This is a genomic window from Dactylosporangium vinaceum, from assembly GCF_019904175.1.
In the GTDB taxonomy this organism is placed as follows: Bacteria; Actinomycetota; Actinomycetes; order Mycobacteriales; family Micromonosporaceae; genus Dactylosporangium; species Dactylosporangium vinaceum.
On sequence record NZ_CP061913.1, the window covers coordinates 227,606 to 250,040 of the forward strand.

The window sequence follows — 22,435 nt, forward strand, 5'->3', positions numbered from 1 at the left end:
TCTGCGCACCGAACTTGTGAACGCTCAACAAAGCTTCGAACGTCAATGCTGGCCTAAGGCCACAAAGTTAGGCAGCCATCATCCAAAAGGCCATGTGGCCGAAATCCGGCAACCGGGTCGAACCGCCTGTGCAGCCCAAAAGGGCCGGAGAAGGGGACGACCCCCGCCGGGGGGTGACGGGGGTCGCCGGGGGTTCGGCTCCGGGGGGGTCGAGCCGAACCCGCTCAGCGGTTACGGGGGGTGCAACCGCCGAGGGTCAATAACAAGGTCTCCGCCATGCTGACGTGAAACCTCGTCGCAAACATAAGCATGCCTGAGTGGACCGCCATACGTCGAGTAGGACTGGCCCGCAACACGCGTCGGACACCAATCAATATTTCACTCTGAGGTAACTCTGGTGTGATCGCATGAGAGCCGAGCGTGATCCAGTCGGTCTTTGGACTGGCTTTCGTCAAGTCCGGACACCGCGGATCGCCCCGCGAGGCTACACTTGCCCGCCGTGGGGCGTAGCGCCGCGTTTTTCGATCTGGACAAGACGGTCATCGCCAAGTCGAGTGCCTTGGCCTTCGGTCGACCGTTCTATCGCGACGGGCTCATCAGCCGCCGCGACGTCATCAAAGGCGCCTACGCGCAGCTGATTTTCCGGGTCGGCGGCGGCTCCGACGAGCAGACGATGGCGCGCACCCGCGACTATCTGGCCGCGCTCGTCAAGGGCTGGCGGGCCGAGCAGGTGCGCCAGATCGTGCGGGAGACGCTCGAGGAGCTGATCAGCCCGTACATCTACGCCGAGGCCGTTTTGCTGATCGAGGAGCACCGGGCGGCCGGCCGTGACGTGGTGCTCGTCTCGACCTCCGGCGACGAGATGGTCCGCCCGATCGGCGAACAGCTCGGCATCACCGACATCGTCGCCACGCGGATGAACGTGGGCGAGGACGGCTGCTACACCGGCGAGATCGACTTCTACGCGGCCGGGCCCAACAAGGTGGTCGCGGTCAAGGAGCTGGCCGCCGAGCGGGAGTACGACCTGTCGGCGTGTTACGCGTACTCCGACTCCGTCACCGATGCGGGCCTGCTGAGCCTGGTCGGGCACCCGACGGCCGTCAACCCCGACCGCGGGCTGCGCAAGACCGCTGTGGATCGGGGCTGGCCGATGCTGGAGTTCAAGCACCCGATCCCGCTGAGCCGGCGCCTGCGCGAGCGGCCGGCGGTGCCAGTTGCGGCGGCGGCGATCGGCCTCGGTGCCGTGGTCGCCATCGGGCTCGCGGTCTACAGCAGGTACAGGAAAACCCGCGCTCTTCGCCTTGACGCCGCCACCACCTGAGCCTCAGCAGTCACAATCTGCGGTCCGGGGGTTCCGATCGTGGTGAGGGCGGCGTAGAAAAGGAAGTGCGAGGTCACGGCCTCGTGCACGGCCGCCGGGCACCCACGAGCGACCAGCCGCGGTAGGCGCGTTACAGCGGATCCGCGAGGACCGCTGCAAACGGACTTGAGGTGCACGCCTGGTAACCCGGTCGGACGTGTGTGACGGCGCCTCCATGCGAGGCGCCGTCCACTGTGTCCGGGCCGTAGCCGACGGGTGGCAGGCCGCCGCGCGGGCGCTACTCGGTGGCCTTCTCGCAGACGTCCACCAGCTCCTCGGCGGCGCGCTCGGTGGCCGCCGCGAAGTGCCGGAGCCAAGATCGAATGCCGTCGGGGGTACCGGTGGCGAAGGCATTGGCCGACCCGACGTACTCCGGCTCGCGGCTGCGGTGCCCGATATCCATCGCCAGCAGCCCTCGGGGGTCCAGGCCGCCGGCGATCAGCGTCAACCGGGCCGCGGCCCGCGCGACCACACCGTTGGGACCGGCAAAAGCCTTGAGAGCCAGGATTTCCGCGTGTACCACAGCCGCCTGCAGCAACACCGGGGCGCTCGTGGCCCCGGCGACGAGCGCGGCCAGGGCGTCGAGGCGCGGTACCACCGACGGATCCTGAGGCCGGCCCAGCTCGGCGGGCCCGACGACGTCCCGGGCGGCAAGCGTGTGCAGCTTGGCCAGCACCTGCCGCGGCGCCTTCGGCCAGGTGCCGGTAAGCCCGTCGAGCGCGGCGGTGACCCGCAGCGCGCCCTGCACCACGGGATCGGTGACCACGCCGGCCCGCACGCCCTCCAGGTCGAAGCCGTGGGTCTCGAGCGCGGCGCTGGCCACGGAGGTGCGCAGGGCGATCTCCGCCGCGACCGGCCCGCCCGAGCGGCGCAGCGCGCGGTGGCGCATGGCCGCGTCGGTCGCGGCCCGGGCGCCGTCCAGCGCGGCCCGGACGTCGGTGAGCTCAAGCAGCGGTGCGAGTGGGTCGGTCGGCACCCGTTGACGGTATCGTGCGCTTACTGTCAACAAAGTTAAGAGAAGCCCCCGCTGTTTTCTGTCACACCCCACGTCTAGCCTCAGTTCGAGAGCTGGGACCACGTCGAGGAGCCGTCACCGATGAGCGAAACCTTGGAAAACCTTCTCAACGAGACACGGCAGTTCCCGCCGCCTGCCGAGTTCGCGGCCGCCGCCAACCTCACCGAGAGTGCCTACGCCGAGGCCCGGGCCGACCGCCTCGCGTTCTGGGAGCGTCAGGCGCACCGGCTGAGCTGGGCCAAGGAGTGGGACCAGGTCCTTGACTGGTCCAACCCGCCGTTCGCGAAGTGGTTCGTGGGCGGGCAGCTCAACGTGGCCTACAACTGCCTCGACCGCCACATCGAGGCCGGCCGCGGCGACAAGGTCGCCATCCACTTCGAGGGCGAGCCGGGTGACACCCGCACCATCACCTACGCCGACCTGCACCGCTCGGTCTGCCAGGCCGCCAACGCCCTCACCGATCTCGGCGTCGTCGCCGGCGACCGGGTCGCGATCTACCTGCCGATGATCCCCGAGGCCGCCGTCGCCATGCTGGCCTGCGCGCGGATCGGCGCCACGCACTCGGTCGTCTTCGGCGGCTTCTCGGCCGACGCCCTGGCCGGCCGCATCGACGACGCCAGCGCGAAGATCGTCATCACGGCCGACGGCGGCTTCCGCCGCGGCAAGCCCAGCGGCCTCAAGTCGATCGTCGACGAGGCGGTCGCCCGCACGCCCAGCATCGAGAAGGTGCTCGTGGTGCGGCGGACCGGCCAGGACATCGAGTGGAACTCGACGCTCGACCTGTGGTGGCACGAGACGGTGGAGACGGCCCCGGCCGAGCACGAGGCGCAGGCGTTCGACGCCGAGCAGCCGCTGTTCATCCTCTACACCTCCGGCACCACGGCCAAGCCGAAGGGCATCCTGCACACCTCGGGCGGATACCTCACCCAGGCCAGCTTCACCCACCACGCCGTCTTCGACCTCAAGCCCGACAGCGACGTCTACTGGTGCACCGCCGACATCGGCTGGGTCACCGGGCACAGCTACATCGTCTACGGCCCGCTCTCCAACGGCGCCACCCAGGTCATGTACGAGGGCACGCCCGACACCCCGCACCGCGGCCGGTTCTGGGAGATCGTGCAGAAATACGGGGTGACGATCCTCTACACCGCCCCCACCGCCATCCGCACGTTCATGAAGTGGGGCGACGACATCCCGGCGCAGTTCGACCTGTCGTCGCTGCGGCTGCTGGGCTCGGTCGGCGAGCCGATCAACCCCGAGGCCTGGATGTGGTACCGCGAGAAGATCGGCGGCGGCACCACCCCCGTCGTCGACACCTGGTGGCAGACCGAGACCGGCGCCATCATGATCTCCCCGCTGCCCGGCGTCACGGCCGCGAAGCCCGGCAGCGCCATGCGCCCCCTGCCCGGCATCACCGCCGACGTCGTCGACGACCAGGCCAACTCGGTCCCCAACGGCGGCGGTGGCTACCTGGTCCTCCGCGAGCCGTGGCCGTCGATGCTGCGCACCATCTGGGGCGACGACAACCGCTTCAAGGAGACCTACTGGTCCCGCTTCGAAGGCATGTACTTCGCGGGCGACGGCGCCAAGAAGGACAGCGACGGCGACCTGTGGCTCCTGGGCCGCGTCGACGACGTCATGCTCGTCTCGGGCCACAACATCTCCACCACCGAGGTCGAGTCGGCCCTGGTCAGCCACCCGAAGGTGGCCGAGGCCGCGGTGGTCGGCGCTACCGACCCGACAACGGGCCAGGCGATCGTCGCCTTCACCATCCCCCGCGGCGGCGTGGAGACCGAGGGCGAGGCCGGCGAGGCCCTCATCCAGGAGCTGCGCAACCACGTGGCGAAGACCCTCGGCCCCATCGCCAAGCCCCGCCAGATCATGCTCGTCGCCGAGCTCCCGAAGACCCGCTCGGGCAAGATCATGCGCCGCCTGCTCCGCGACGTGGCCGAGAACCGCAGCCTGGGCGACGTCACCACCCTCCAGGACTCCACGGTGATGGACCTGATCTCCAGCGGCCTCAACTCCGGCAAGTCGGAGGACTGACCGCCAACGCCGACGGCCGCTGGACCTGAGCCCTCAGCCCAAGTCCAGCGGCCACCTCGCCCGTCCACCTCCTCGACCACCCTCAGGCCGCTCCTCCCTCAGCCCGTCCACGCTCGTCCCATCCACCTCGCCCAACCGTCGGGTCCACCACTCGGGCCGGCGGCCACCACTCGGGCCGGCGGCCACCACTCGGGCCGGCGGCCACCACTCGGGCCGGCGGCCACCACTCGGGCCGGCGGCCACCACTCGGGCCGGCGGCCACCACTCGGGCCGGCGGCCACCACTCGGGCCGGCGGCCACCACTCGGCCGGCGGCCACCACTCGGGCCGGCGGCCACCACTCGAGCGGGCGGCCCATCCGTGGCCGCCGCCCTGCCCGTGGGATGCCGCCCGCCACACGTAGTCGGCCGTCCGCGTCTGCCGGTTGCCGGTCGCCCGCGTCTGACGGTCTGGCGGCGTCTGTATGTGCGCCGGCGTCTGGATGCGCGCCTGCGCTTGCCTGTGCGCCACGAGCCTTCCGCGTGGCTGCCGTGCGCTTCTCCGTGCGTCTGGCGCCTGGCCTGTCATGCGCCGCCGCGTCACCCCTGCGCGCTGCTTGTTCTGCCCGCGCTGCTTGTTCTGCCCGCGCTGCTTGTCCTGCCTGCGCCGCTTGTTCTGCCCGCGCCGCTTGTCTTGCCCGCGCCGCTTGTTCTGCCCGCGCTGCTTGTCCCGCCTGCCAGCTTGTCCCGGCTGCCCGCTTGGGCCGCCTATACGGCACTGCGCCGCCCCTATACGGCCCCGTGCTGCCCTGCGCCGCCTTATGCCCCTGCGCCGCCCTGCTCATCGCTTTGTGTCCGCGCGTGCGCCGAGAAGGTCGCGTCTGTGATTTGCGCGGTGGCATGGGGCGGCCGTGTCGGGAGTCCTCTGCGTGGCATTGATAACGCTCGTTTTGAGCTGGCCGTCGGCCGTGAGCGTGGTGCTGCTCCGTCGGTCCTCGTATGGCGATGCCGGTTGGGGGGTGCGGCGCATTGTGGTTCTTTCAGGGGGCGGGGGTGATTCGGGTAGGGGTGCGGTCGGCCGGCGGGGGTTGGCTGCGCCGTGGTTGTCAACGGTGTTGATTTTTAGATGTGGCGCAGTACCAGTGACAGGAGGCGGGCGGCTTCGGGTTTGTTCAGGGGGTTGTTGCCGTTGCCGCATTTCGGGGATTGGACGCAGGATGGGCAGCCGTGTTCGCAGCGGCACGCTCGAATTGCGTCGCGCGTGGCGGTGAGCCAGGTGGCTGCGGTGTTGTAGGCGCGTTCGGCGAAACCGGCGCCGCCCGGGTGCCCGTCGTAGACGAAGATTGTCGGCAGGCCGGTGTCGGCGTGGGCGGCCGTCGACAGGCCGCCGATGTCCCAGCGGTCACAGGTGGCGATCAATGGGAGTAGGCCTATTGCCGCGTGCTCGGCGGCGTGGAGGGCGCCGGGCCATTCGAGCTCGGGAATGCCCAGGTCGTCGAGGGCGTCGGGGTCGATCGTCCACCAGACGGCCACCGTGCGCAGGACCCGCTCCGGCAGGTCGAGCTGGACCGTGTCGATGAGCTCGCCCGACATCAGCTTGCGGCGCTGGTAGCTCACCACCTGGTTGGTCACCTCGACCTCGCCCAGGGACAGGGTGATCGGGCCGGCCGGGCGGGACTCGCGGACCTTCAGGATCACCATCGACGTCACGTCGCGGGGGTGGGTGCTCCAGTCCGGGTCCTCGGCGTGGACCAGGGCGCTGTTGTCGGCCAGGTCCAGCTTGTCGACCACGTACGTCGTGCCGCGGTGGAGGTACACGGCGCCGTCGTGGACCTGCTGGTGGGCCGAGCCCGTGTCGACGGTGCCCAGCAGGCGGCCGGTCGACGACTCGACGACCGCGATCGGGCCGCCGCCGGCGCCGCGGAGGTCGACGTCGGGGCGGTTGCGCTCGGTCCAGTACCAACCCTGGGGCCTTTTGCGGAGCATCCCGGCGGACACCAGGGCGTCGAGGACCTCGCGGGTCGTGGGGCCGAAGAGCTCCAGGTCGGCCTCGGTCAGGGGGAGGTCGGCGGCGGCGCAGCACAGCTGGGGTGCCAGGACGTGCGGGTTGGCGGGGTCGAAGACCGTTGCCTCGACGGGGCGGCCGAACAGGGCCTCCGGGTGATGGACCAGGTAGGTGTCCAGGGGGTCGTCGCGGGCGATCAACGTACAACTGGCGGATCTTCCGGCTCTTCCGGCGCGGCCCGCCTGCTGCCAGAGCGACGCCAGTGTGCCGGGGTAGCCGCACATGAGGACCGCGTCGAGGCCGGTGAGGTCGACACCGAGCTCGAGGGCGTTCGTCGAGGCGAGGCCGGTGAGGCGGCCGTCGATGAGGTCGCGCTCGAGCGCTCGGCGGTCCTCGCGCAGGTAGCCCGAGCGGTAGGCCGCGACCTGGGCGCCCAGGCCCGGCACGGCCAGGTCGAGGTGGTGGCGGGCCATCGTCGCGACGAGCTCGGCGCCCTTGCGGGAGCGCACGAAGGCCAGCGTCGGCACGCCCTGCGCGACCTTGTCGGCCAGGAGGGTGGCCGTCTCACTCAACGCCGAGCGGCGCGGGCCGTCCTCGGTGAGCAGGGGCGGCTCCCACAGGCGGAAGGTGATCTCGCCGCGCGGGGAGGCGTCGTCGGTGAACACCTGCGCCGGTGCGCCGGTCAGCCGCAGGGCCGATGCGCCGGGGTCGCCGGAGGTGGCCGAGGCCAGGATGAATGTCGGGGTGGTGCGGTAGCGGGCGGTCACCCGGCGCAGGCGGCGCAGGACGTGGGCGACGTGCGAGCCGAAGATGCCGCGGTACGCGTGCGACTCGTCCACCACCACATAGGCCAGACCGCGCAGGAACCGGGACCAGGCGCCATGGGCCGGGAGGATGCCGTGATGCAGCATGTCGGGGTTGGTGAGCACCACCCGGGCGTGCTGGCGGACCCAGTCGCGCTCCTCGCGGGAGGTGTCGCCGTCGTAGGTCGCCGGATACACGTTAGGCAGGCCGAGCTCGCGCAGTGAGCGCAGCTGGTCGGCGGCCAGGGCCTTGGTCGGCGCGATGTACAGCACCGTGGCCCTCTGGTCCGTCAGGAGACGGGCGAGCGCGGGCAGCTGATAGGCCAGCGACTTGCCGGAGCCGGTGCCGGTCGCGACCACGGTGTGCGCGCCCTGCCAGGCCGCGGTGGCCGCCTCGGCCTGGTGCCGCCACGGCTCGAATCCGAAGGCCGTGCGCAGTGGCTCGGGCACCCAATCGGGCCAGGGCACGTTGGTCCCGGCGCGGCGGGGGAGCGTTTCGGTGTGGAGCAGCACCTCAGCACTCTAAAACACCTGTTCGAAACATATTTCACGGTACACGCCGGGCGGATATGGGAAAGGGGGTCAAGCGTCGCCTGACGGGGGCGTCGATGGTTAGATGCCCGTGGAGGGCTCGCACAACTTGGCCGCCAGAGGAGGAGGTTCGCATGGAGCTGTCGTTGTCGACGTACGACTCCGGCGACCACAAGGTGCTCGAAGTCGGCGGCGAGGTGGACGTGTACACCGCCCCGCGCCTGCGCGAGAAGCTCGTGGAGCTCGTGGAGCAGGGCGCCCGGCACGTCGTGGTCGACCTGAGCCGGGTGGAGTTCCTCGACTCGACCGGGCTCGGTGTGCTGGTGGGGGCGCTGAAGCGGCTGCGCGCCGTGAACGGGACGTTCGGTCTGGTGTGTGCGCACGAGCGGCTGCTCAAGATCTTCCGGATCACGGCCCTCGATCGCGTCTTCCAGCTGTACGACACCGTCGCGGACGCGATCGCCGCGACCTCCGCGGGCAACGACACACCGGCGTAGGTCCATGCCGACAGTTCGTCTCTCCTTCTCGCCTGCCCCGGCGCACGTCCGGACGGCCCGCCTGGTCGGCGTGGCTGTCGCGCGGCGCGCCGGCGTGGCCGAGGAGCTGCTCGAGGAGGTCCGGCTCGCCATCGGTGAGGCCTGCTCGCGGGCGGTCGCGCTGCACCGCTCACACGGCCTCGACGACCTGGTCGACGTCGCGATGGCCGACGGCGACCGGTTCACCGTGCGGGTCGTGGACCGGGCCGCGAACGGCGCCGTTGTCCACAAGACCCCGCAGGACGACGCCGTCGTGCTGCTCTCGGACCCCGCCCTGCCGCTGACCACCCCGCCGGACCTGCTGGCGGAGGAGGCGGTGGCCGCCCGGATGGGATTGGCGCTGCTGGCCGGGCTCGTGGACGACCTCAACGTGTCCGAATTAGGCGAAGGCGTCGGCACCGAGGTGCGTATGTCGTGGCCGCTGGAGCGGTCAAGCGACTAGGTGACGTGAGCGGTGCCGGAGCTTGCGGAGGCGCCGGCGTGAGTGGTCCGGAGCTTGCGGAGGGGCCGCTCACCATGGATTCAGCGCGGGGGCTCGCGGCGGTGCCGGAGCCTGCGGAGGCACCGACGTGAGCAAATCGACAGAATGCGATTTGTGAAAACGCGCAAGTCGGTGTGACCACGGCCACGTCATCCGGCTAGAGTACGGCTCTTGTGTATGACGGGCCTGCTCACTGGGTACCTGCGCCCGTCAGCACGGCTCTCTTTGGAGAGAATCGCCGCCGGCCTGACCGCTCGCGGCGCTGTCATGTGTCGGTACAGGAGGACAACGAATGTCCGGATCACTCTCCGCTGCCGGAGAGATTTCCCTTTCCGGGAGCAATCTGACCTACATCGTCGTCGCGCTCGTCATCGCCCTCGTAGCGCTCGGCTTCGCCGCGGCGCTGGTCAAGGCGGTACTCGCGACCGGGCGGGGCACGCCCAAGATGCAGGAGATCGCCGGGGCGGTGCAGGAGGGCGCGAGCGCGTACCTCGTGCGCCAGTTCAAGACCCTCGGCATCTTCGTCGTCATCGCGGTCGTGCTGCTGTTTCTGCTCCCGGTCAACGACGCCGGTGACAACGAGACCCTGATCAAGATCGGGCGGTCGGCGTTCTTCGTCGTCGGCGCGGTCTTCTCGGCCTTCATCGGTGGCGCCGGCATGGCGCTGGCCACCCGCGCCAACCTGCGCGTCGCGGCGGCGGCCCGGGAGGACGGCGGCCGCGAGAAGGCGATGCAGATCGCGTTCCGCACCGGTGGTGTCGTGGGCTTCCTCACCGTGGGCCTGGGCCTCTTCGGCGCGGCTCTGGTGGTGCTCATCTTCAAGGACCGGGCCCCGATCGTGCTCGAGGGCTTCGGCTTCGGTGCGGCGCTGCTCGCGATGTTCATGCGGGTCGGCGGCGGCATCTTCACCAAGGCCGCCGACGTCGGCGCCGACCTGGTCGGCAAGGTCGAGAAGGGCATCCCCGAGGACGACCCGCGCAACGCGGCGACCATCGCCGACAACGTGGGCGACAACGTGGGTGACTGCGCGGGTATGGCCGCGGACCTCTTCGAGTCCTACGCCGTCACGCTCGTCGCGGCACTGATTCTGGGCCGGGCCGCCTTCGGCGAGCAGGGCCTGGTGTTCCCGCTGATCGTCTCCACCATCGGCGTGTTCGTCGCGATCGTCGGTGTGGCGCTCACCCGCCTGCGCAAGTCCGACCGCAACGGGCTCGTCGCGATCAACCGGGCGTTCTACATCTCCGCCGTCGTCTCGGCCGTCCTGGTCAGCGCGGCCGCACTGTTCTACCTGCCGAGCAAGTGGAGCGGCCTGACCGGCAGCACCTCCGCTCTCGACGCGCTCAAGGCCCCCGCGGCCGGCGCGGACACCCCGCCGTTCGGCCCGCACATCACGGCCATCATCGCCGTCGTCATCGGCATCGTGCTGGCCGCGATCATCCAGGCCCTCACGGGGTACTTCACCGAGACCACCCGCCGCCCCGTCCGCGACATCGGCCGGAGCGCCCTGACCGGCCCCGCCACGGTCGTGCTCGCGGGCGTCAGCGTCGGCTTCGAGTCGGCCGTCTACTCGGCCCTCGTCATCGGCGCGGGCGTCTTCGGCGCCTTCCTGCTCGGTGGCGGCTCGATCACCCTGTCGCTGTTCGCGGTCGCCATGGCCGGCACCGGTCTGCTCACCACCGTGGGCGTCATCGTCGCCATGGACACCTTCGGCCCGATCAGCGACAACGCGCAGGGCATCGCCGAGATGTCCGGCGACATCGACGAGGCCGGGGCCCGCACCCTGACCGAGCTCGACGCCGTCGGCAACACCACCAAGGCGATCACCAAGGGCATCGCGATCGCCACGGCCGTCCTGGCCGCGACGGCGCTGTTCGGCTCCTACACCGACACGATGAAGACGGCCCTGGCCGACGCCGGCGAGAAGGCCGACGACGCCGCCACCGCGATCCTGCTCAACGTGGCCAACCCGGGCAACCTGGTCGGCCTGCTGATCGGCGCGGCGGTCGTGTTCCTGTTCTCCGGCCTCGCCATCAACGCCGTGGCCCGCTCCGCGGGTTCGGTGGTGTTCGAGGTCCGGCGGCAGTTCCGCGAGTTCCCGGGCATCATGGACTACACGCAGCGGCCGGAGTACGGCAAGGTCGTCGACATCTGCACCCGGGACGCCCAGCGCGAGCTGATCACCCCGGGTCTGCTCGCGGTGATGGCGCCCATCGCCGTCGGCTTCGGCCTCGGTGTCGGCCCGCTGGCCGCCTACCTGGCCGGCGCGATCGGCACGGGCACGCTCATGGCGGTCTTCCTGTCCAACTCCGGCGGCGCGTGGGACAACGCGAAGAAGCTGGTCGAGGACGGCGTGCACGGCGGCAAGGGCTCGCCCGCGCACGAGGCCACGATCATCGGCGACACGGTCGGCGACCCGTTCAAGGACACCGCCGGCCCGGCCATCAACCCGCTCATCAAGGTGATGAACCTGGTCGCCCTGCTGATCGCCCCCGGCGTGGTCACCCTGACCGTCGGTGGCGGCAACCAGGCCGCCCGCTACACCATCGCGATCGTCGCGGTGCTCGTCATCGCGGGTGCGGTGCTGCTGAGCAAGCGCAAGTCGGTAGCTGTCGACGCCGGTGACGGCAACGGTGCGGCCTCCACCGAGGCGGCACCCGAGAAGGTCACCGCCTGACTGGGCTAGTTCGATTTGCCGCAAAAGCGGTTGAACACGACGCTCCGGCCGTCCCTCGGCCGGAGCGTTGTGTTTTCTCGAACAGACGATCGGATCTACGCTGCATTCATGCGCGCCGTTCGCCTCCTCGCCGCCACGCTCCTTGCCCTCGGTGTGGCGGCGTGCGGCCCGGACGGCGTGGAGCCCAAGACGTGGGCCAAGCAGGTCTGCACCGCGCTGACGCCGTGGCGGGCCGAGATCGCCGACCTCACCAGCCGGGCCCAGCAGCAGCTGGGTGCGGCCACGACGCCGGCCCAGTCGAAGACCAACATCGTGGACCTGCTGGCCGGGGCCGAGGCGTCGAGCGAGAAGGCGCGGGCCGGGGTGAGCGGGGCCGGGGTGCCCGCGGTGGACGACGGCCCGAAGGTGGCCGAGCAGTTCACCGCGTCGCTGACCAAGGCCCGCGACGCCTACGGCAACGCCAAGCGGACAGTCTCCGGCCTGGCGACCGACAAGACCTTCTACGCCGAGGTCAAGAAGGCGTTCACGACGCTCAACACCGAGTATGGCCGCAGCGCCATCGACCCGGCCCACGTCGGCCCGGAGGACCTGCAGAAGGCGTTCGACGAGGTGCCCGAGTGCCGGTGACCCCGACCGTCCGCGCCCGGCAGCTGTCGCTGTTCGGGGTCGAGGCGCGCCCGCCGGCGCCGCTCGACCTGGAGGGGCTGCTGGCCGCGGCCGGGCAGGTGGGGCGGATGGGCGGCACCGGGCGGGTCTCGATCGTCGTGGACGACGCCTGGCGCTGCCAGGTGCTGCGGGCCGAGCTGGAGGTGCGCGGGCTGACGGTGACGTGCGAGCCGACCGGGGAGGACGGCCGGTGGCAGCTGCGGACCTCGTACTCCGCGCTCCTCGCCCCCCTCGCGGCCGCCTGGCTCGACGACAGCGGAGGGAAGGTGTCACCGCGCACGCTGGCGCTCGACGGGCGCCGGCTGCGGCTGTGGGTGGCCGCCGCGGGCAGCTACGAGGGCCCGCGCTCCTATCTTCTGCGGCTCGCCCCGCGCCCGGTGACGCCGCCGGAGATCATGGAGATCGACCAGATCGTCTTCGAGCCGCTGGAGCTGGACGAAGCGCCGGTAACCGTGCCGAACCCGCCGCGCACGCCGGAGCGCCCGAACGTCCGGCAGCGCAAGAGCGAGAGCAAAATCACAGCCTTCGATCCCGGGCCGGACGAGTACGCCGACGTCGAGGAGGTCTTCGACGCGGGCGAGTGGGTGGACGAGCTGCCCACCGTCGAGCTGGACCCGGTCACGCCCGAGGTGGAGCCCCAGGTGGCGGAGGTCGAGCCGGTCGCCCTCGATCGCCAGGTGGCCGACAACTGGATCGCCGTCGGGGACGCACTCGTTGCCGTCGGGCTGCCGGCGGTGCTCGTCGGGGCCGACTCCGGCGACCCGGCGTACCGCATCGTGGGACCGCGGCGCATCAGCCGCCTCGCGGAGCTCGTCGGGGAGGCGCCGGCCCTGGCGCCCGCCGGCGTCTGGCCGGCATAGGGCCAGGTCACCCGTAGTAGGGTGCCGAAGCCGCTCTGTAGATGTGATTTGGGGCCGCCGGGGCCGACAAAACCGTACAAACACGGCACCAAGCGCGACACGTTGGCAAGATCGGGCTGGTAGCGGTTGTGTATAGGTGTACCGTGGCGCCGATCGGCGTGTCGTGAGCCGACCGCCGGGATGCCCCATTGCGCAACTCGGCGCGAAGGTGAGCGTTACGTTTGACGTCTGTCCGTCCGCACCGGGGAGAACTGTGGCGAACTCCGCCAACACAAAGCGGCTGGTGATCGTGGAGTCGCCGGCCAAGGCCAAGACGATTTCGGGCTACCTGGGCCCGAACTACCTCGTCGAGGCCAGTTTCGGCCATGTCCGCGACCTGCCCGTGGGCAAGAAGGACATGCCCGAGGCGCTCAAGAGCAAGCCCTGGGCGTATCTCGGCGTCGACATCGAGAATGACTTCACCCCGGTCTATATCATCTCGGCCGACCGCCGTAAGCAGATCTCCCGGCTGAAGGACCTGCTGAAGCAGGCCAGCGAGGTCTTCCTGGCCACAGATGAGGACCGCGAGGGCGAGGCCATCGCCTGGCACCTGCTGGAGACGCTGAAGCCCAAGGTGCCGGTCAAGCGGATGGTCTTCCACGAGATCACCCGGCCCGCCATCCAGGCCGCCGTCGCCAACCCGCGCGAGATCAACCGCTCGCTCGTCGACGCCCAGGAGGCCCGCCGCATCCTGGACCGCCTCTACGGCTACGACGTGTCCACCGTGCTGTGGAAGAAGGTCCAGCGGGGCCTCTCGGCCGGGCGCGTGCAGTCGGTCGCGACCCGGATCGTGGTCGAGCGGGAGCGGCAGCGGATGAAGTTCCGCTCGGCCGACTACTGGGACATCATCGCCCGGCTGCTGCCGGAGAACGACACGCGCACGTTCAACGCGACGCTCATCGCGCTCGACGGCGACCGCGTGGCCACCGGCCGCGACTTCGACCCGGAGACCGGCAAGGTCAAGCCCGGTGCCGGCGTCATCCACCTCGACGAGAACGGTGCCCGAGGGCTGGCCGCCCGCCTGGAGGGGCAGCGCTTCACGGTCACCCGGGTCGAGGAGAAGCCGTACCGCCGCAAGCCCTATCCGCCGTTCATCACCTCGACGCTGCAGCAGGAGGCGGCCCGCAAGCTGCGGGTGTCCTCGGCACAGACCATGCGCATCGCGCAGCGGCTGTACGAGAACGGCTACATCACCTACATGCGTACCGACTCGGTGAACCTGTCCGAGGCGGCGATCGCGGCGGCACGCCAGCAGATCTCCGATCTTTATGGGCCGGCGGCGGTACCGTCGCAGCCCCGCCGGTACACCGGAAAGGTCAAGAACGCTCAGGAAGCGCACGAGGCCATCCGTCCCGCGGGCGACAGTTTCCGCACGCCGGGCGACGTCGCCAAGGAGCTCAGCGCCGACGAGCTGCGCCTCTACGAGCTGATCTGGCAGCGCACGATCGCCTCGCAGATGAACGACGCGGTCGGCAACTCGACATCGGTGCGGATCAACGCGGTCACCCCGGCCCAGGAGTCGGTCGACTTCGGCGCGACCGGCAAGACGATCACCGACCCCGGCTTCCTGCGGGCCTACGTCGAGTCCTCCGACGACGAGAACGCCGAGGCCGACGACGCCGAGCGCCGCCTGCCGGTGCTCGTCAAGGGCCAGCCGCTCACCGAGAAGGGGCTCACCGCGACCGGGCACACCACCCAGCCGCCGTCCCGCTACACCGAGGCTTCACTGGTCAAGGCCATGGAGGAGCTCGGCATCGGCCGCCCGTCGACCTACGCGTCGATCATGGAGACGATTAACAACCGCGGCTACGTCTTCAAGCGCGGCCAGGCCCTGATCCCCTCGTTCCTCGCGTTCGCCGTGATCGGCCTGCTCGAGCAGCACTTCCCGCGGCTCGTCGACTACGACTTCACGGCCTCGATGGAGAATGTGCTCGACGAGATCGCCAACGGCGACGAGACGGCCGTCAACTTCCTGAACCCGTTCTACTTCGGCAGCGACACCGGCGACGAGGGCTCGGTGGCCCGCCAGGGCGGCCTGCAGCGGATGGTGACCGAGCGGCTCGGCGAGATCGACGCGCGCGGCATCAACTCGATCCCGCTGTTCCGCGACGAGGCCGGCCGCGACATCGTGGTGCGGGTCGGCCGCTACGGGCCCTACCTGCAGCGCACGCTCCCGAACCCGCCCGAGGGCGAGGAGGGCGACCGCGCGCCGGTGCCCGACGGCATCGCGCCGGACGAGCTCACCCCGGAGAAGGTCGCCGAGCTGTTCGTCGGCGGCCAGGGCAACGAGCGCAAGCTGGGCGAGCACCCCGAGACCGGCGACCTGATCGTGGTCAAGGCCGGCCGCTACGGGCCCTACGTCATCAGCGGCGAGAAGACCTCGTCGCTGCTGTCGACGCAGAGCCCGGAGGAGCTGACCCTGGAGCAGGCGCTGCAGCTGCTCAAGCTGCCCCGGGTCGTCGGCAAGGACCCCGAGGGCAACGAGATCCTGGCCTCGCCGGGGCGCTACGGGCCGTACATCAAGCGCGGCACCGACACCCGGTCGCTGGAGAACGAGGACCAGCTCTTCACGCTCACGCTGGAGGAGGCCCTGGCGCTGCTGGCCGCGCCCAAGGCTCGCGGGCGGGCGGCGGCCAAGCCGCCGCTGCGCGAGATGGGCGCCGACCCGGCCACCCAGAAGCCGCTTGTCATCAAGGACGGGCGATTCGGCCCGTACGTGACCGACGGCGAGTTCAACGCCTCCCTGCGCCGCACGCAGACGGTCGACGAGCTCAGCCTGGAGGAGGCGAGCGAGATGCTCGCCGAGAAGCGCGCGAAGGGCCCGGCCCCGAAGAAGGCGCGCCCGGCGGCGAAGAAGGCCGCGCCCGAGAAGAAGGCCACGGCCGCGAAGAAGACCACGACGGCGGCCAAGAAGACGACCGCCGCGAAGAAAGCCACGCCGGCGAAGAAGGCGGCTCCGAAGAAGGCCACCTCCTCGCGGAAGAAGACCGAGGACTAGCCGAGGACCCGGTCCGTGTAGACGTTCGCGAATACACGGTTCGGGTCCAGCTTGTCGCGCATCGCGGTGAAGTCGGCGAAGCGCGGGTAGGCCTGCGCGTAGGACTCGGCGGTGCGGAAGTTCATCTTGCCCCAGTGCGGGCGCCCGCCGAGCGGAGTGGTGAGCTCCTCGAAGCGGCGGAAGTACTCCTCGTAGGGCGCGCCCTTGTACTGGTGAATGGCGATGTATGCGTTGTCGCGCCCGTAGCCGTGCGACAGCCAGATGTCGTCGGCCGCCGTGAACCGCACCTCGACCGGAAACTGGATCTTGTACGGCAGCCCGTCCACGATCCGCCGCAGCCCGTCGAACGCCTCCCGCAGCGCGGCTCGAGGCAGCCCGTACTCCATCTCGACGAACCGGACCCGGCGGGGCGTGCAGAAGACCTCGTGCGACGCCGCCGTGTAGGTGCGGGCCGAGAGCGCGCCGGCGGAGATGCGGCTGATCGGCGGCACGGACGCGGGCAGCACGCGACCGAGGCGGCAGGCGGCCCCGAAGACCGAGTTGGAGAGGAAGTCGTCGTCGAGCCAGCGTCGCCAGCCCGGCAGCGGCCGGTCGGCATCGGCGACGACGTTGTTGCGCTTGAGCTGGACGCGGTCGGTGTAGGGGAACCAGTAGAACTCGAAATGGTCGTTCGAGGCGATGTGCTCGTCGAGGCCCGACCAGACGTCGTCGAGCGTGCCCGGGCGCTCGTCGGCGCGCAGCGTGAACGCCGGCGCGCAGCGCAGCGTCACGGTGCTGAGCACGCCGAGGGCGCCGATGTTGACCCGGGCCGCGGCGAAGAGGTCCGGGTTATGCGTCGCCGAGCAGGCGAGCTCCTGGCCGTCGGCGGTGACAAGGGTCAGCGCCTCGATGAACGTCGACAGGCAGCCGTACTTCGCCCCGGTGCCGTGCGTGCCCGTCGACAGCGCGCCGGAGATGGTCTGCGCGTCGATGTCGCCCAGGTTGGGCATGGCGAGCCCGGCCGCCGCGAGGGTGGTGTTGAGGGCGGAAAGCTTCATGCCGGCCTGGACGGTGACGAGATTCCCGTCCACCCGCACGAGGGACGCCATCCGGTCGAGTTCGACCCGGACGCCGTCCGTCACGGCCGCGGCGGTGAAGCTGTGACCGCTGCCGACGGCCTTCACCCGCAGCCCTTCCGAAGCCGCCGCGCGGACGAGTTCGCCCAGCTCAGCGGCGTTGGCCGGGCGAGCGACGCGGGTGGGGTTGGCGGTCTGGTTGCCGGCCCAGTTGGCCCACGGAGAAGTCACGAAATCTGAGTACCCTTCATGTATGCCCCCCGTCAATCACAAGGGTGAAATGCCCTATCCGTCGATCGTGCCCGGTCGTTGACGTGAGTAGGTTTCAAAGGCGGGCAACTGGCCTATCGGCCAGGCCCGACGAGGTAGAGGGGGAAGACCGGGTGGCGACGCAGACAGTGAACCCTTTTCAACGTGGCGAGGGCGAGACCACCCGGCATCGGCTGGCGGAGCGGACCGATCCGGCGCGAGGCCAGGTTGAAAAGGGCTCGTCGGCCGGTGCCGGGACGAAGCCGCTGCGCCGAGTGCCGGTGCAGGGGCGCAGCGTGGCGCGGGTCGGGCGGATGCTCGACGCCTGCGCCGAGCTCGTCGACGAGGTGGGCTACGACGGCCTCACCACGACGCTGCTGGCCGAGCGGGCGGGCGTGGCAATCGGCTCCGTCTACCAGTTCTTCCCGGACAAGCGGGCCATCGTGCAGGCCCTGACCCTGCGCAGCCTGGAGGGCTACCTGGAGCGCCTCGGTGCCCGGCTGGCCGACGAGGGCATCGCGCACTGGTGGGACGCGGTGGACGCGGCCATCGACGAGTACATCGACATGCACCGCACGGTGCCGGGCTTCCGCACGCTGCACTTCGGCGACGTCGTGGACATTCACCTGCTCGACGACGAGCGGGACAACAACGACGTGATCGTCTCGCAGCTGTCCGGCCTGCTCATCGAGCGCTTCGGCATCCTCGACGCGCAGCGGCTGCAGTTCGTGCTGGCGATCGCCGTCGAGGCGGCGGACGCCCTGATCAAGCTGGCCTTCCGCAAGTCCACCGACGGCGACCCCGTCGTGCTGGGCGAGGCCAAGGCGCTCATCAAGGAATACCTGCACCACAGGCTCTGATGCTGCCCCGGTGGGCGAGGCGGGCTGTTGAGAATCCCACAACAACTGTCCGCTTTGCCCACTGCGACGCATACTCGTGATCGACCGGTACCCCACTTTCGAGGACTGGATCGAGCATGAAAGTCGGCATCATCGGTGCCGGGCGAGTTGGTGCCGTGCTGGGCGCCGCTCTGGCCCGGTCGGGTCACACGCTCGTGGCCGCCGTCGCGGTCTCGGCCGCCTCCAAGGCGCGCGCCGCCGCTCTGCTCCCCGAGGCCCGCGTGCTGCCGGCCGATCACGTGGCCGCCGCCGCCGACCTGCTCATCCTGGCCGTGCCCGACGACGCGCTGGGCGGTCTGGTGGCCGGTCTGGCCGATCTCGGGGCGATACGTCCGGGCCAGATCGTCGCCCACACCTCGGGCGCGCACGGGCTGGCCGTCCTGGCGCCCGTCGCCGCGGCCGGCGCGTTCCCGCTCGCGCTGCACCCGGCGATGACCTTCACCGGCACCGCGGCCGACCTCGACCGGCTCGCGGCCGGCATCTCCTTCGGCGTCACCGCCCCCGACGAGCTGCGCCCCTTCGCCGCGAGGCTGGTCAGCGACCTCGGCGGGGTCGTGGAATGGGTCGAGGAGCAGAAGCGGCCGCTGTACCACGCCGCGCTCGCCCACGGCGCGAACCACCTCGCCACCCTGGTCGCCGAGGCGATGGACCGGCTGCGCGACGCCGGCGTGCACCAGCCCGAGCGCGTGCTCGCCCCGCTGCTGGGTGCGGCCCTGGACAACACGCTGCGGATGGGCGACGCCGCGATCACCGGGCCGGTCTCGCGCGGGGACGCCGGGACGGTCCGCAAACACCTGCAGGCGCTCGACGCCGTCGCGCCGGGCTCGGTACCCCCCTATCTCGCCCTGGCCCGCCGGACCGCCGACCGCGTGATCGCCGCGGGTCGCCTGCGCCCGCAGGACGCCGCCCCTCTGCTCGACGTGCTGAGCGCCTCCGAGAAAGAGCCAGTCACATGAGAGTCGTTTCGGACCGCGCGGACCTGCGCTCGGCATCGCTGCCCGGCGACGTGGCGGTGGTCATGACCATGGGCGCCCTGCACGAGGGGCACGCCGCGCTCCTGCGCCGGGCCCGCGCCGAGGCCAAGTCGGTGCTGATGACGCTCTTCGTCAACCCGCTGCAGTTCGGGCCCAACGAGGACTTCGACCGATACCCGCGGACCATGGAGGCCGACCTCGAGCTGGCCCGGGCCGAGGGCGTGGACCTGGTCTTCGCGCCGACCCGCGAGGTGATGTACCCGCAGGGCGAGCCCTCGGTGCGGGTCGAGCCCGGGCCGCTGGGCACGGTGCTGGAAGGCGCCAGCCGGCCCGGCTTCTTCCACGGGGTGCTCACCGTGGTCAACAAGCTCCTCCAGCTCACCCGGCCCGACTACGCGTACTTCGGCGAGAAGGACTACCAGCAGCTCACGCTCATCCGGGCGATGGTGCGCGACTTCGACCTGCCGATCGACGTGCGCGGGGTGCCGACCGTGCGCGAGGCGGACGGGCTGGCGCTGTCGAGCCGCAACCGGTACCTCTCCCCGCCGGAGCGGCAGTCGGCCCTGGTCCTCAGCCGGGCACTGCGGGCCACCGCGGCCACCGGCTCGATCGAGGCCGGCCTGGCCGAGTTCGCCGCGGTGCCCGAGGTGAAGCTCGACTATCTCGTCCTGACCGACCCGATGCTCGGCCCGGCGCCCGACCACGGCCCGGCCCGCGCACTGACCGCCGCCCGCGTGGGCAGCACTCGCCTGATCGACAACGTTGGAGTGGAACTGCCGTGATCCGCACCATGCTCAAATCGAAGATCCACCGGGCCACTGTCACCCAGGCCGACCTGCACTATGTCGGATCCGTGACAATCGACGAGGACCTGATGGAGGCCGCGGATCTGCTGTCCGGCGAGCAGGTGGCGATCGTGGACGTCACGAACGGGGCGCGGCTGGAGACGTACGTCATCGCCGGCCCGCGCGGCACCGGCGTGATCGGCATCAACGGCGCCGCCGCCCATCTCGTGCACCCCGGCGATCTGGTCATTGTGATTTCGTACGCTCAGATGGACGACGCTGCCGTGCGACCCAGGCTGTGGAGGCGTCATCGGCCGGCGCCGGCTTCCGCCCGCACCTACCAACCGCGCATCGTGCACGTCGATGCCGACAACCGGGTGCTCGAGGTCGGCGGCGACCCCGCGGACGCCGTGCCCGGAATGGTGGGTTCTCCCGTCCGCGGCGACCTCGTCCGCTCTTAACCGGGCTTAGCAGCGTTTATCGGCTTGTTGCCAACCACGTCTATGGTTGGGCAGACTGCCGTGGCATCGAGCCGGGCCCGGGGGAGGACAGACGACGATGGGGCGCAAGCTGATCGCGGCGCTGGTGCCGGTAATGGCCCTGGCCGTCCTGGCGGGCTGCGGTACGCCCGCCGGCACCGACAAGGACATCACCGACGACTGGGCGATGCTCGCGGCGCCGAAGATCCCGCCGCCCCCGGTCGGGGGGTGCTACTCGACGACCGTCGACTACTTCGCCACCGACTCCACCACGCTGTACTCCTTCAAGGCGGTCGACTCCTGCTCGACCTCCCACGCCAGCGAGACGTTCTACGTGGGCGACCTCACGGGCGCGGCGGCGAGCGGCAGCACCCCGCCGAAGGGTGCCGCCCTCAAGGACGGCTGGGCCAAGTGCAACAGCGAGGCCGAGAAGTTCCTCGGCGGCGACTACCACGACGGCCGCCTCGAGCTGCTCGTCATCGTCCCGTCCTCGACCCAGTGGGGCGCCGGCGCCCGCTACCTGCGCTGCGACCTGGCCGAGGTGGTGAGCGACGGCGACAAGCCGGTCAGCCGCTCGGGCAGCCTGAAGGGCACGCTGAGCGGCGACAAGTCGCTGGCCCTGGGCTGCGCCATGGAGGTCTACGACACCGACGGCAAGACCTGGCTTGACTACACGCCGACGAGCTGCACGGCGACGCACAACATGGAGTACGTCGGCACCTACAGCTCGACCGACCGCCCGTTCCCGACCAACTCGGACGAGCGCAAGACCGCGATGCGCCCCGGCTGTGAGGCGCTCGGCGCGAAGTACCTCGGCATGACCGCCTCCCAGCTGACCCAGCACCAGCAGGTCGGCATCGGCTTCTGGATGGTCGACGAGGAGAACTGGAACCGCGGCAACCGCACGGCCCGCTGCTACGCGATGCTCTTCGACAAGAAGACGGTCACGAAGTCCATCAAGAACATCGGCTCCGGCGCCATCTGACGCGCCTCCGCTTCCCGCTTCTGCGCCCCGGGCCGGCCTGCGCTGCTGCCCGGGGCGTTTCCTTTGCCGCCGTACGTGCGGGGTGGACAGTTACCGGCGGGTAACGCAGACTGCTTCCTCATGAAGCGGGCTGCGCTCATCGCCGTCATCGTGGTGCTCGTCGGGGGCGGGCTGTACTGGATGTACGAGCGCGGCCAGGGCCGGGACATTCCGGACATCCCCGCGGCCGGTACTCCCACGGCCGGCACCTGCTACAAGGTCGACGCGGACGGGGCGAAGGCGGCGCTGCCCTGGCCCGGCGAGGCGATCGGCTGCGGGGACGCGCACACGGTCGAGCTGTACCACATCGGCCAGGTCCCGAAGGATCTCCTGCACCGCCTCGACGACGCCAAGGGCGAGGACGTGAAGGTCGTGCAGGCCGTGCTGTACGCCCAGGCCCGCCGGGTCTGCGTCGTCGAGGGCCCGGCCTTCCTGGGCGGCGACTGGCACGCCGCCCGCGTCCAGATCGTGGCCGCGTGGATCAAGCCGGCCACCGACGGCTTCTACGGCTGCGGCGTGGCCACGGTGACCGGCCCGGCCGGCGACCGGTTCACCCCGCGCGCCGGCTCGCTCAAGGGGGCGCTGGCCGGAGCCTCCGCCCTGGCCGCCGCCTGCATCGCCGACCTGCAGTACGTGGAGTGCACGTCACCGCACGACGGCGAGTACGCGGGTGTCTACACGATCACTCCGCCCGAGGCCCCGTTCGACGAGGCCGGCGTCAAGTCGGCGGCGACCCGCGGCTGCACCGCGGTGGGCCTGACCTACCTGGGCCTGCCCGCGAACGCCGACCGCGCCGACCTGAGCCCGGCCGCGGTGGGGCCGAAGACGGCGAACGACTGGCTGGGCAGCGACCAGGCGTTCACCTGCTACCTGATGAGCGCGAAGCCTCTGCGGTCCTCGGTGCGCAACCTCGGCACCGCGCCACTACCACTGGCCTGAGCCCGGCCGCCGGCATTTCGACAGCCCGCCACCAGCCGAT

General features: G+C 70.6%; 17 protein-coding genes. 14 read left to right on the forward strand and 3 right to left on the reverse strand.

What is annotated here, in order from left to right; all coding sequences use genetic code 11:
* Positions 1-499 precede the first annotated feature (499 nt).
* Positions 500-1,321 carry an HAD family hydrolase gene (locus Dvina_RS01090; protein ID WP_223100509.1) on the forward strand — a complete coding sequence of 274 codons (822 nt, stop codon included), beginning with the start codon at positions 500-502 and terminating at the stop codon, positions 1,319-1,321.
* 277 nt (positions 1,322-1,598) lie between these two features.
* Here Dvina_RS01090 and Dvina_RS01095 read toward each other — a convergent pair whose 3' ends face one another.
* Positions 1,599-2,336 (reverse strand): Fic family protein, encoded by a 738-nt coding sequence (locus Dvina_RS01095; RefSeq protein ID WP_223100510.1) that lies wholly within the window; start codon positions 2,334-2,336, stop codon positions 1,599-1,601.
* Positions 2,337-2,456: 120 nt separating this feature from the next.
* Between Dvina_RS01095 and acs the strand changes: the two genes are divergently transcribed.
* Positions 2,457-4,421 (forward strand): acetate--CoA ligase, encoded by a 1,965-nt coding sequence (gene acs, locus Dvina_RS01100; protein ID WP_223100511.1) that lies wholly within the window; start codon positions 2,457-2,459, stop codon positions 4,419-4,421.
* A gap of 1,099 nt (positions 4,422-5,520) precedes the next feature.
* Here acs and Dvina_RS01105 read toward each other — a convergent pair.
* Positions 5,521-7,719 carry a DEAD/DEAH box helicase gene (locus Dvina_RS01105; protein WP_223100512.1) on the reverse strand — a complete coding sequence of 733 codons (2,199 nt, stop codon included), beginning with the start codon at positions 7,717-7,719 and terminating at the stop codon, positions 5,521-5,523.
* Positions 7,720-7,871: 152 nt separating this feature from the next.
* On the opposite strand from Dvina_RS01105, the gene Dvina_RS01110 reads away from it, so the two are divergent.
* The 6 genes from Dvina_RS01110 to topA all read left to right on the forward strand — a co-directional run bounded on the left by Dvina_RS01110 (position 7,872) and on the right by topA (position 15,991).
* Complete coding sequence (locus Dvina_RS01110) at positions 7,872-8,234, forward strand: STAS domain-containing protein (RefSeq protein ID WP_223100513.1); 363 nt, start codon at positions 7,872-7,874, stop codon at positions 8,232-8,234.
* A gap of 4 nt (positions 8,235-8,238) precedes the next feature.
* A complete protein-coding gene (locus Dvina_RS01115; RefSeq protein ID WP_223100514.1) occupies positions 8,239-8,715 on the forward strand; it encodes an ATP-binding protein in 477 nt (158 codons plus the stop codon).
* 331 nt (positions 8,716-9,046) lie between these two features.
* Positions 9,047-11,428 (forward strand): sodium-translocating pyrophosphatase, encoded by a 2,382-nt coding sequence (locus tag Dvina_RS01120; protein WP_223100515.1) that lies wholly within the window; start codon positions 9,047-9,049, stop codon positions 11,426-11,428.
* A 108-nt stretch (positions 11,429-11,536) separates the two neighbouring features.
* Positions 11,537-12,055, forward strand: coding sequence for a hypothetical protein (locus Dvina_RS01125; RefSeq protein ID WP_223100516.1), 519 nt, complete (start codon positions 11,537-11,539; stop codon positions 12,053-12,055).
* A complete protein-coding gene (locus Dvina_RS01130) occupies positions 12,046-12,954 on the forward strand; it encodes a hypothetical protein (protein WP_223106264.1) in 909 nt (302 codons plus the stop codon). The genes Dvina_RS01125 and Dvina_RS01130 overlap by 10 nt, the downstream gene beginning before the upstream one ends.
* Positions 12,955-13,237: 283 nt before the next feature.
* Positions 13,238-15,991, forward strand: coding sequence for a type I DNA topoisomerase (gene topA / locus Dvina_RS01135; protein ID WP_380030821.1), 2,754 nt, complete (start codon positions 13,238-13,240; stop codon positions 15,989-15,991).
* Here the strand turns inward: topA and Dvina_RS01140 are convergent.
* Complete coding sequence (locus Dvina_RS01140) at positions 15,988-17,277, reverse strand: D-arabinono-1,4-lactone oxidase (protein ID WP_223100518.1); 1,290 nt, start codon at positions 17,275-17,277, stop codon at positions 15,988-15,990. The two genes, topA and Dvina_RS01140, sit on opposite strands and share 4 nt — an antisense overlap.
* A gap of 332 nt (positions 17,278-17,609) precedes the next feature.
* Here Dvina_RS01140 and Dvina_RS01145 point away from each other — a divergent pair, with 332 nt between their 5' ends.
* The 6 genes from Dvina_RS01145 (at position 17,610) to Dvina_RS01170 (ending at position 22,395) form a co-directional block, all read left to right on the forward strand.
* On the forward strand, positions 17,610-18,155 hold the full coding sequence (locus Dvina_RS01145) for a TetR/AcrR family transcriptional regulator (RefSeq protein ID WP_223105245.1): 546 nt from the start codon (positions 17,610-17,612) through the stop codon (positions 18,153-18,155).
* A 116-nt stretch (positions 18,156-18,271) separates the two neighbouring features.
* Complete coding sequence (locus Dvina_RS01150) at positions 18,272-19,150, forward strand: Rossmann-like and DUF2520 domain-containing protein (protein WP_223100519.1); 879 nt, start codon at positions 18,272-18,274, stop codon at positions 19,148-19,150.
* Positions 19,147-19,950: a pantoate--beta-alanine ligase gene (panC, locus tag Dvina_RS01155; RefSeq protein ID WP_223100520.1), complete on the forward strand. Its 804-nt coding sequence runs from the start codon at positions 19,147-19,149 to the stop codon at positions 19,948-19,950. The genes Dvina_RS01150 and panC overlap by 4 nt, the downstream gene beginning before the upstream one ends.
* Entirely contained in the window at positions 19,947-20,414 is a 468-nt protein-coding gene (gene panD / locus Dvina_RS01160) for an aspartate 1-decarboxylase (protein WP_223100521.1), read from the forward strand. The genes panC and panD overlap by 4 nt, the downstream gene beginning before the upstream one ends.
* Before the next feature lie 97 nt (positions 20,415-20,511).
* Positions 20,512-21,417 carry a septum formation family protein gene (locus Dvina_RS01165; RefSeq protein WP_223100522.1) on the forward strand — a complete coding sequence of 302 codons (906 nt, stop codon included), beginning with the start codon at positions 20,512-20,514 and terminating at the stop codon, positions 21,415-21,417.
* A 120-nt stretch (positions 21,418-21,537) separates the two neighbouring features.
* Positions 21,538-22,395, forward strand: a complete 858-nt coding sequence (locus Dvina_RS01170; protein WP_223100523.1) for a septum formation family protein — start codon at positions 21,538-21,540, stop codon at positions 22,393-22,395.
* The last annotated feature ends 40 nt before the right edge of the window (positions 22,396-22,435 follow it).

What these genes read in the sequence shown, in the direction of transcription:
- Dvina_RS01165 (WP_223100522.1), top strand. Translation starts at nt 20,512, where the DNA reads ATGGGGCGCAAGCTGATCGCGGCGCTGGTGCCGGTAATGGCCCTGGCC.
- Dvina_RS01170 (WP_223100523.1), top strand. Translation starts at nt 21,538, where the DNA reads ATGAAGCGGGCTGCGCTCATCGCCGTCATCGTGGTGCTCGTCGGGGGC.
- panC (WP_223100520.1), top strand. Translation starts at nt 19,147, where the DNA reads ATGAGAGTCGTTTCGGACCGCGCGGACCTGCGCTCGGCATCGCTGCCC.
- Dvina_RS01145 (WP_223105245.1), top strand. Translation starts at nt 17,610, where the DNA reads ATGCTCGACGCCTGCGCCGAGCTCGTCGACGAGGTGGGCTACGACGGC.
- Dvina_RS01115 (WP_223100514.1), top strand. Translation starts at nt 8,239, where the DNA reads ATGCCGACAGTTCGTCTCTCCTTCTCGCCTGCCCCGGCGCACGTCCGG.
- Dvina_RS01120 (WP_223100515.1), top strand. Translation starts at nt 9,047, where the DNA reads ATGTCCGGATCACTCTCCGCTGCCGGAGAGATTTCCCTTTCCGGGAGC.
- Dvina_RS01150 (WP_223100519.1), top strand. Translation starts at nt 18,272, where the DNA reads ATGAAAGTCGGCATCATCGGTGCCGGGCGAGTTGGTGCCGTGCTGGGC.
- Dvina_RS01125 (WP_223100516.1), top strand. Translation starts at nt 11,537, where the DNA reads ATGCGCGCCGTTCGCCTCCTCGCCGCCACGCTCCTTGCCCTCGGTGTG.
- acs (WP_223100511.1), top strand. Translation starts at nt 2,457, where the DNA reads ATGAGCGAAACCTTGGAAAACCTTCTCAACGAGACACGGCAGTTCCCG.
- Dvina_RS01110 (WP_223100513.1), top strand. Translation starts at nt 7,872, where the DNA reads ATGGAGCTGTCGTTGTCGACGTACGACTCCGGCGACCACAAGGTGCTC.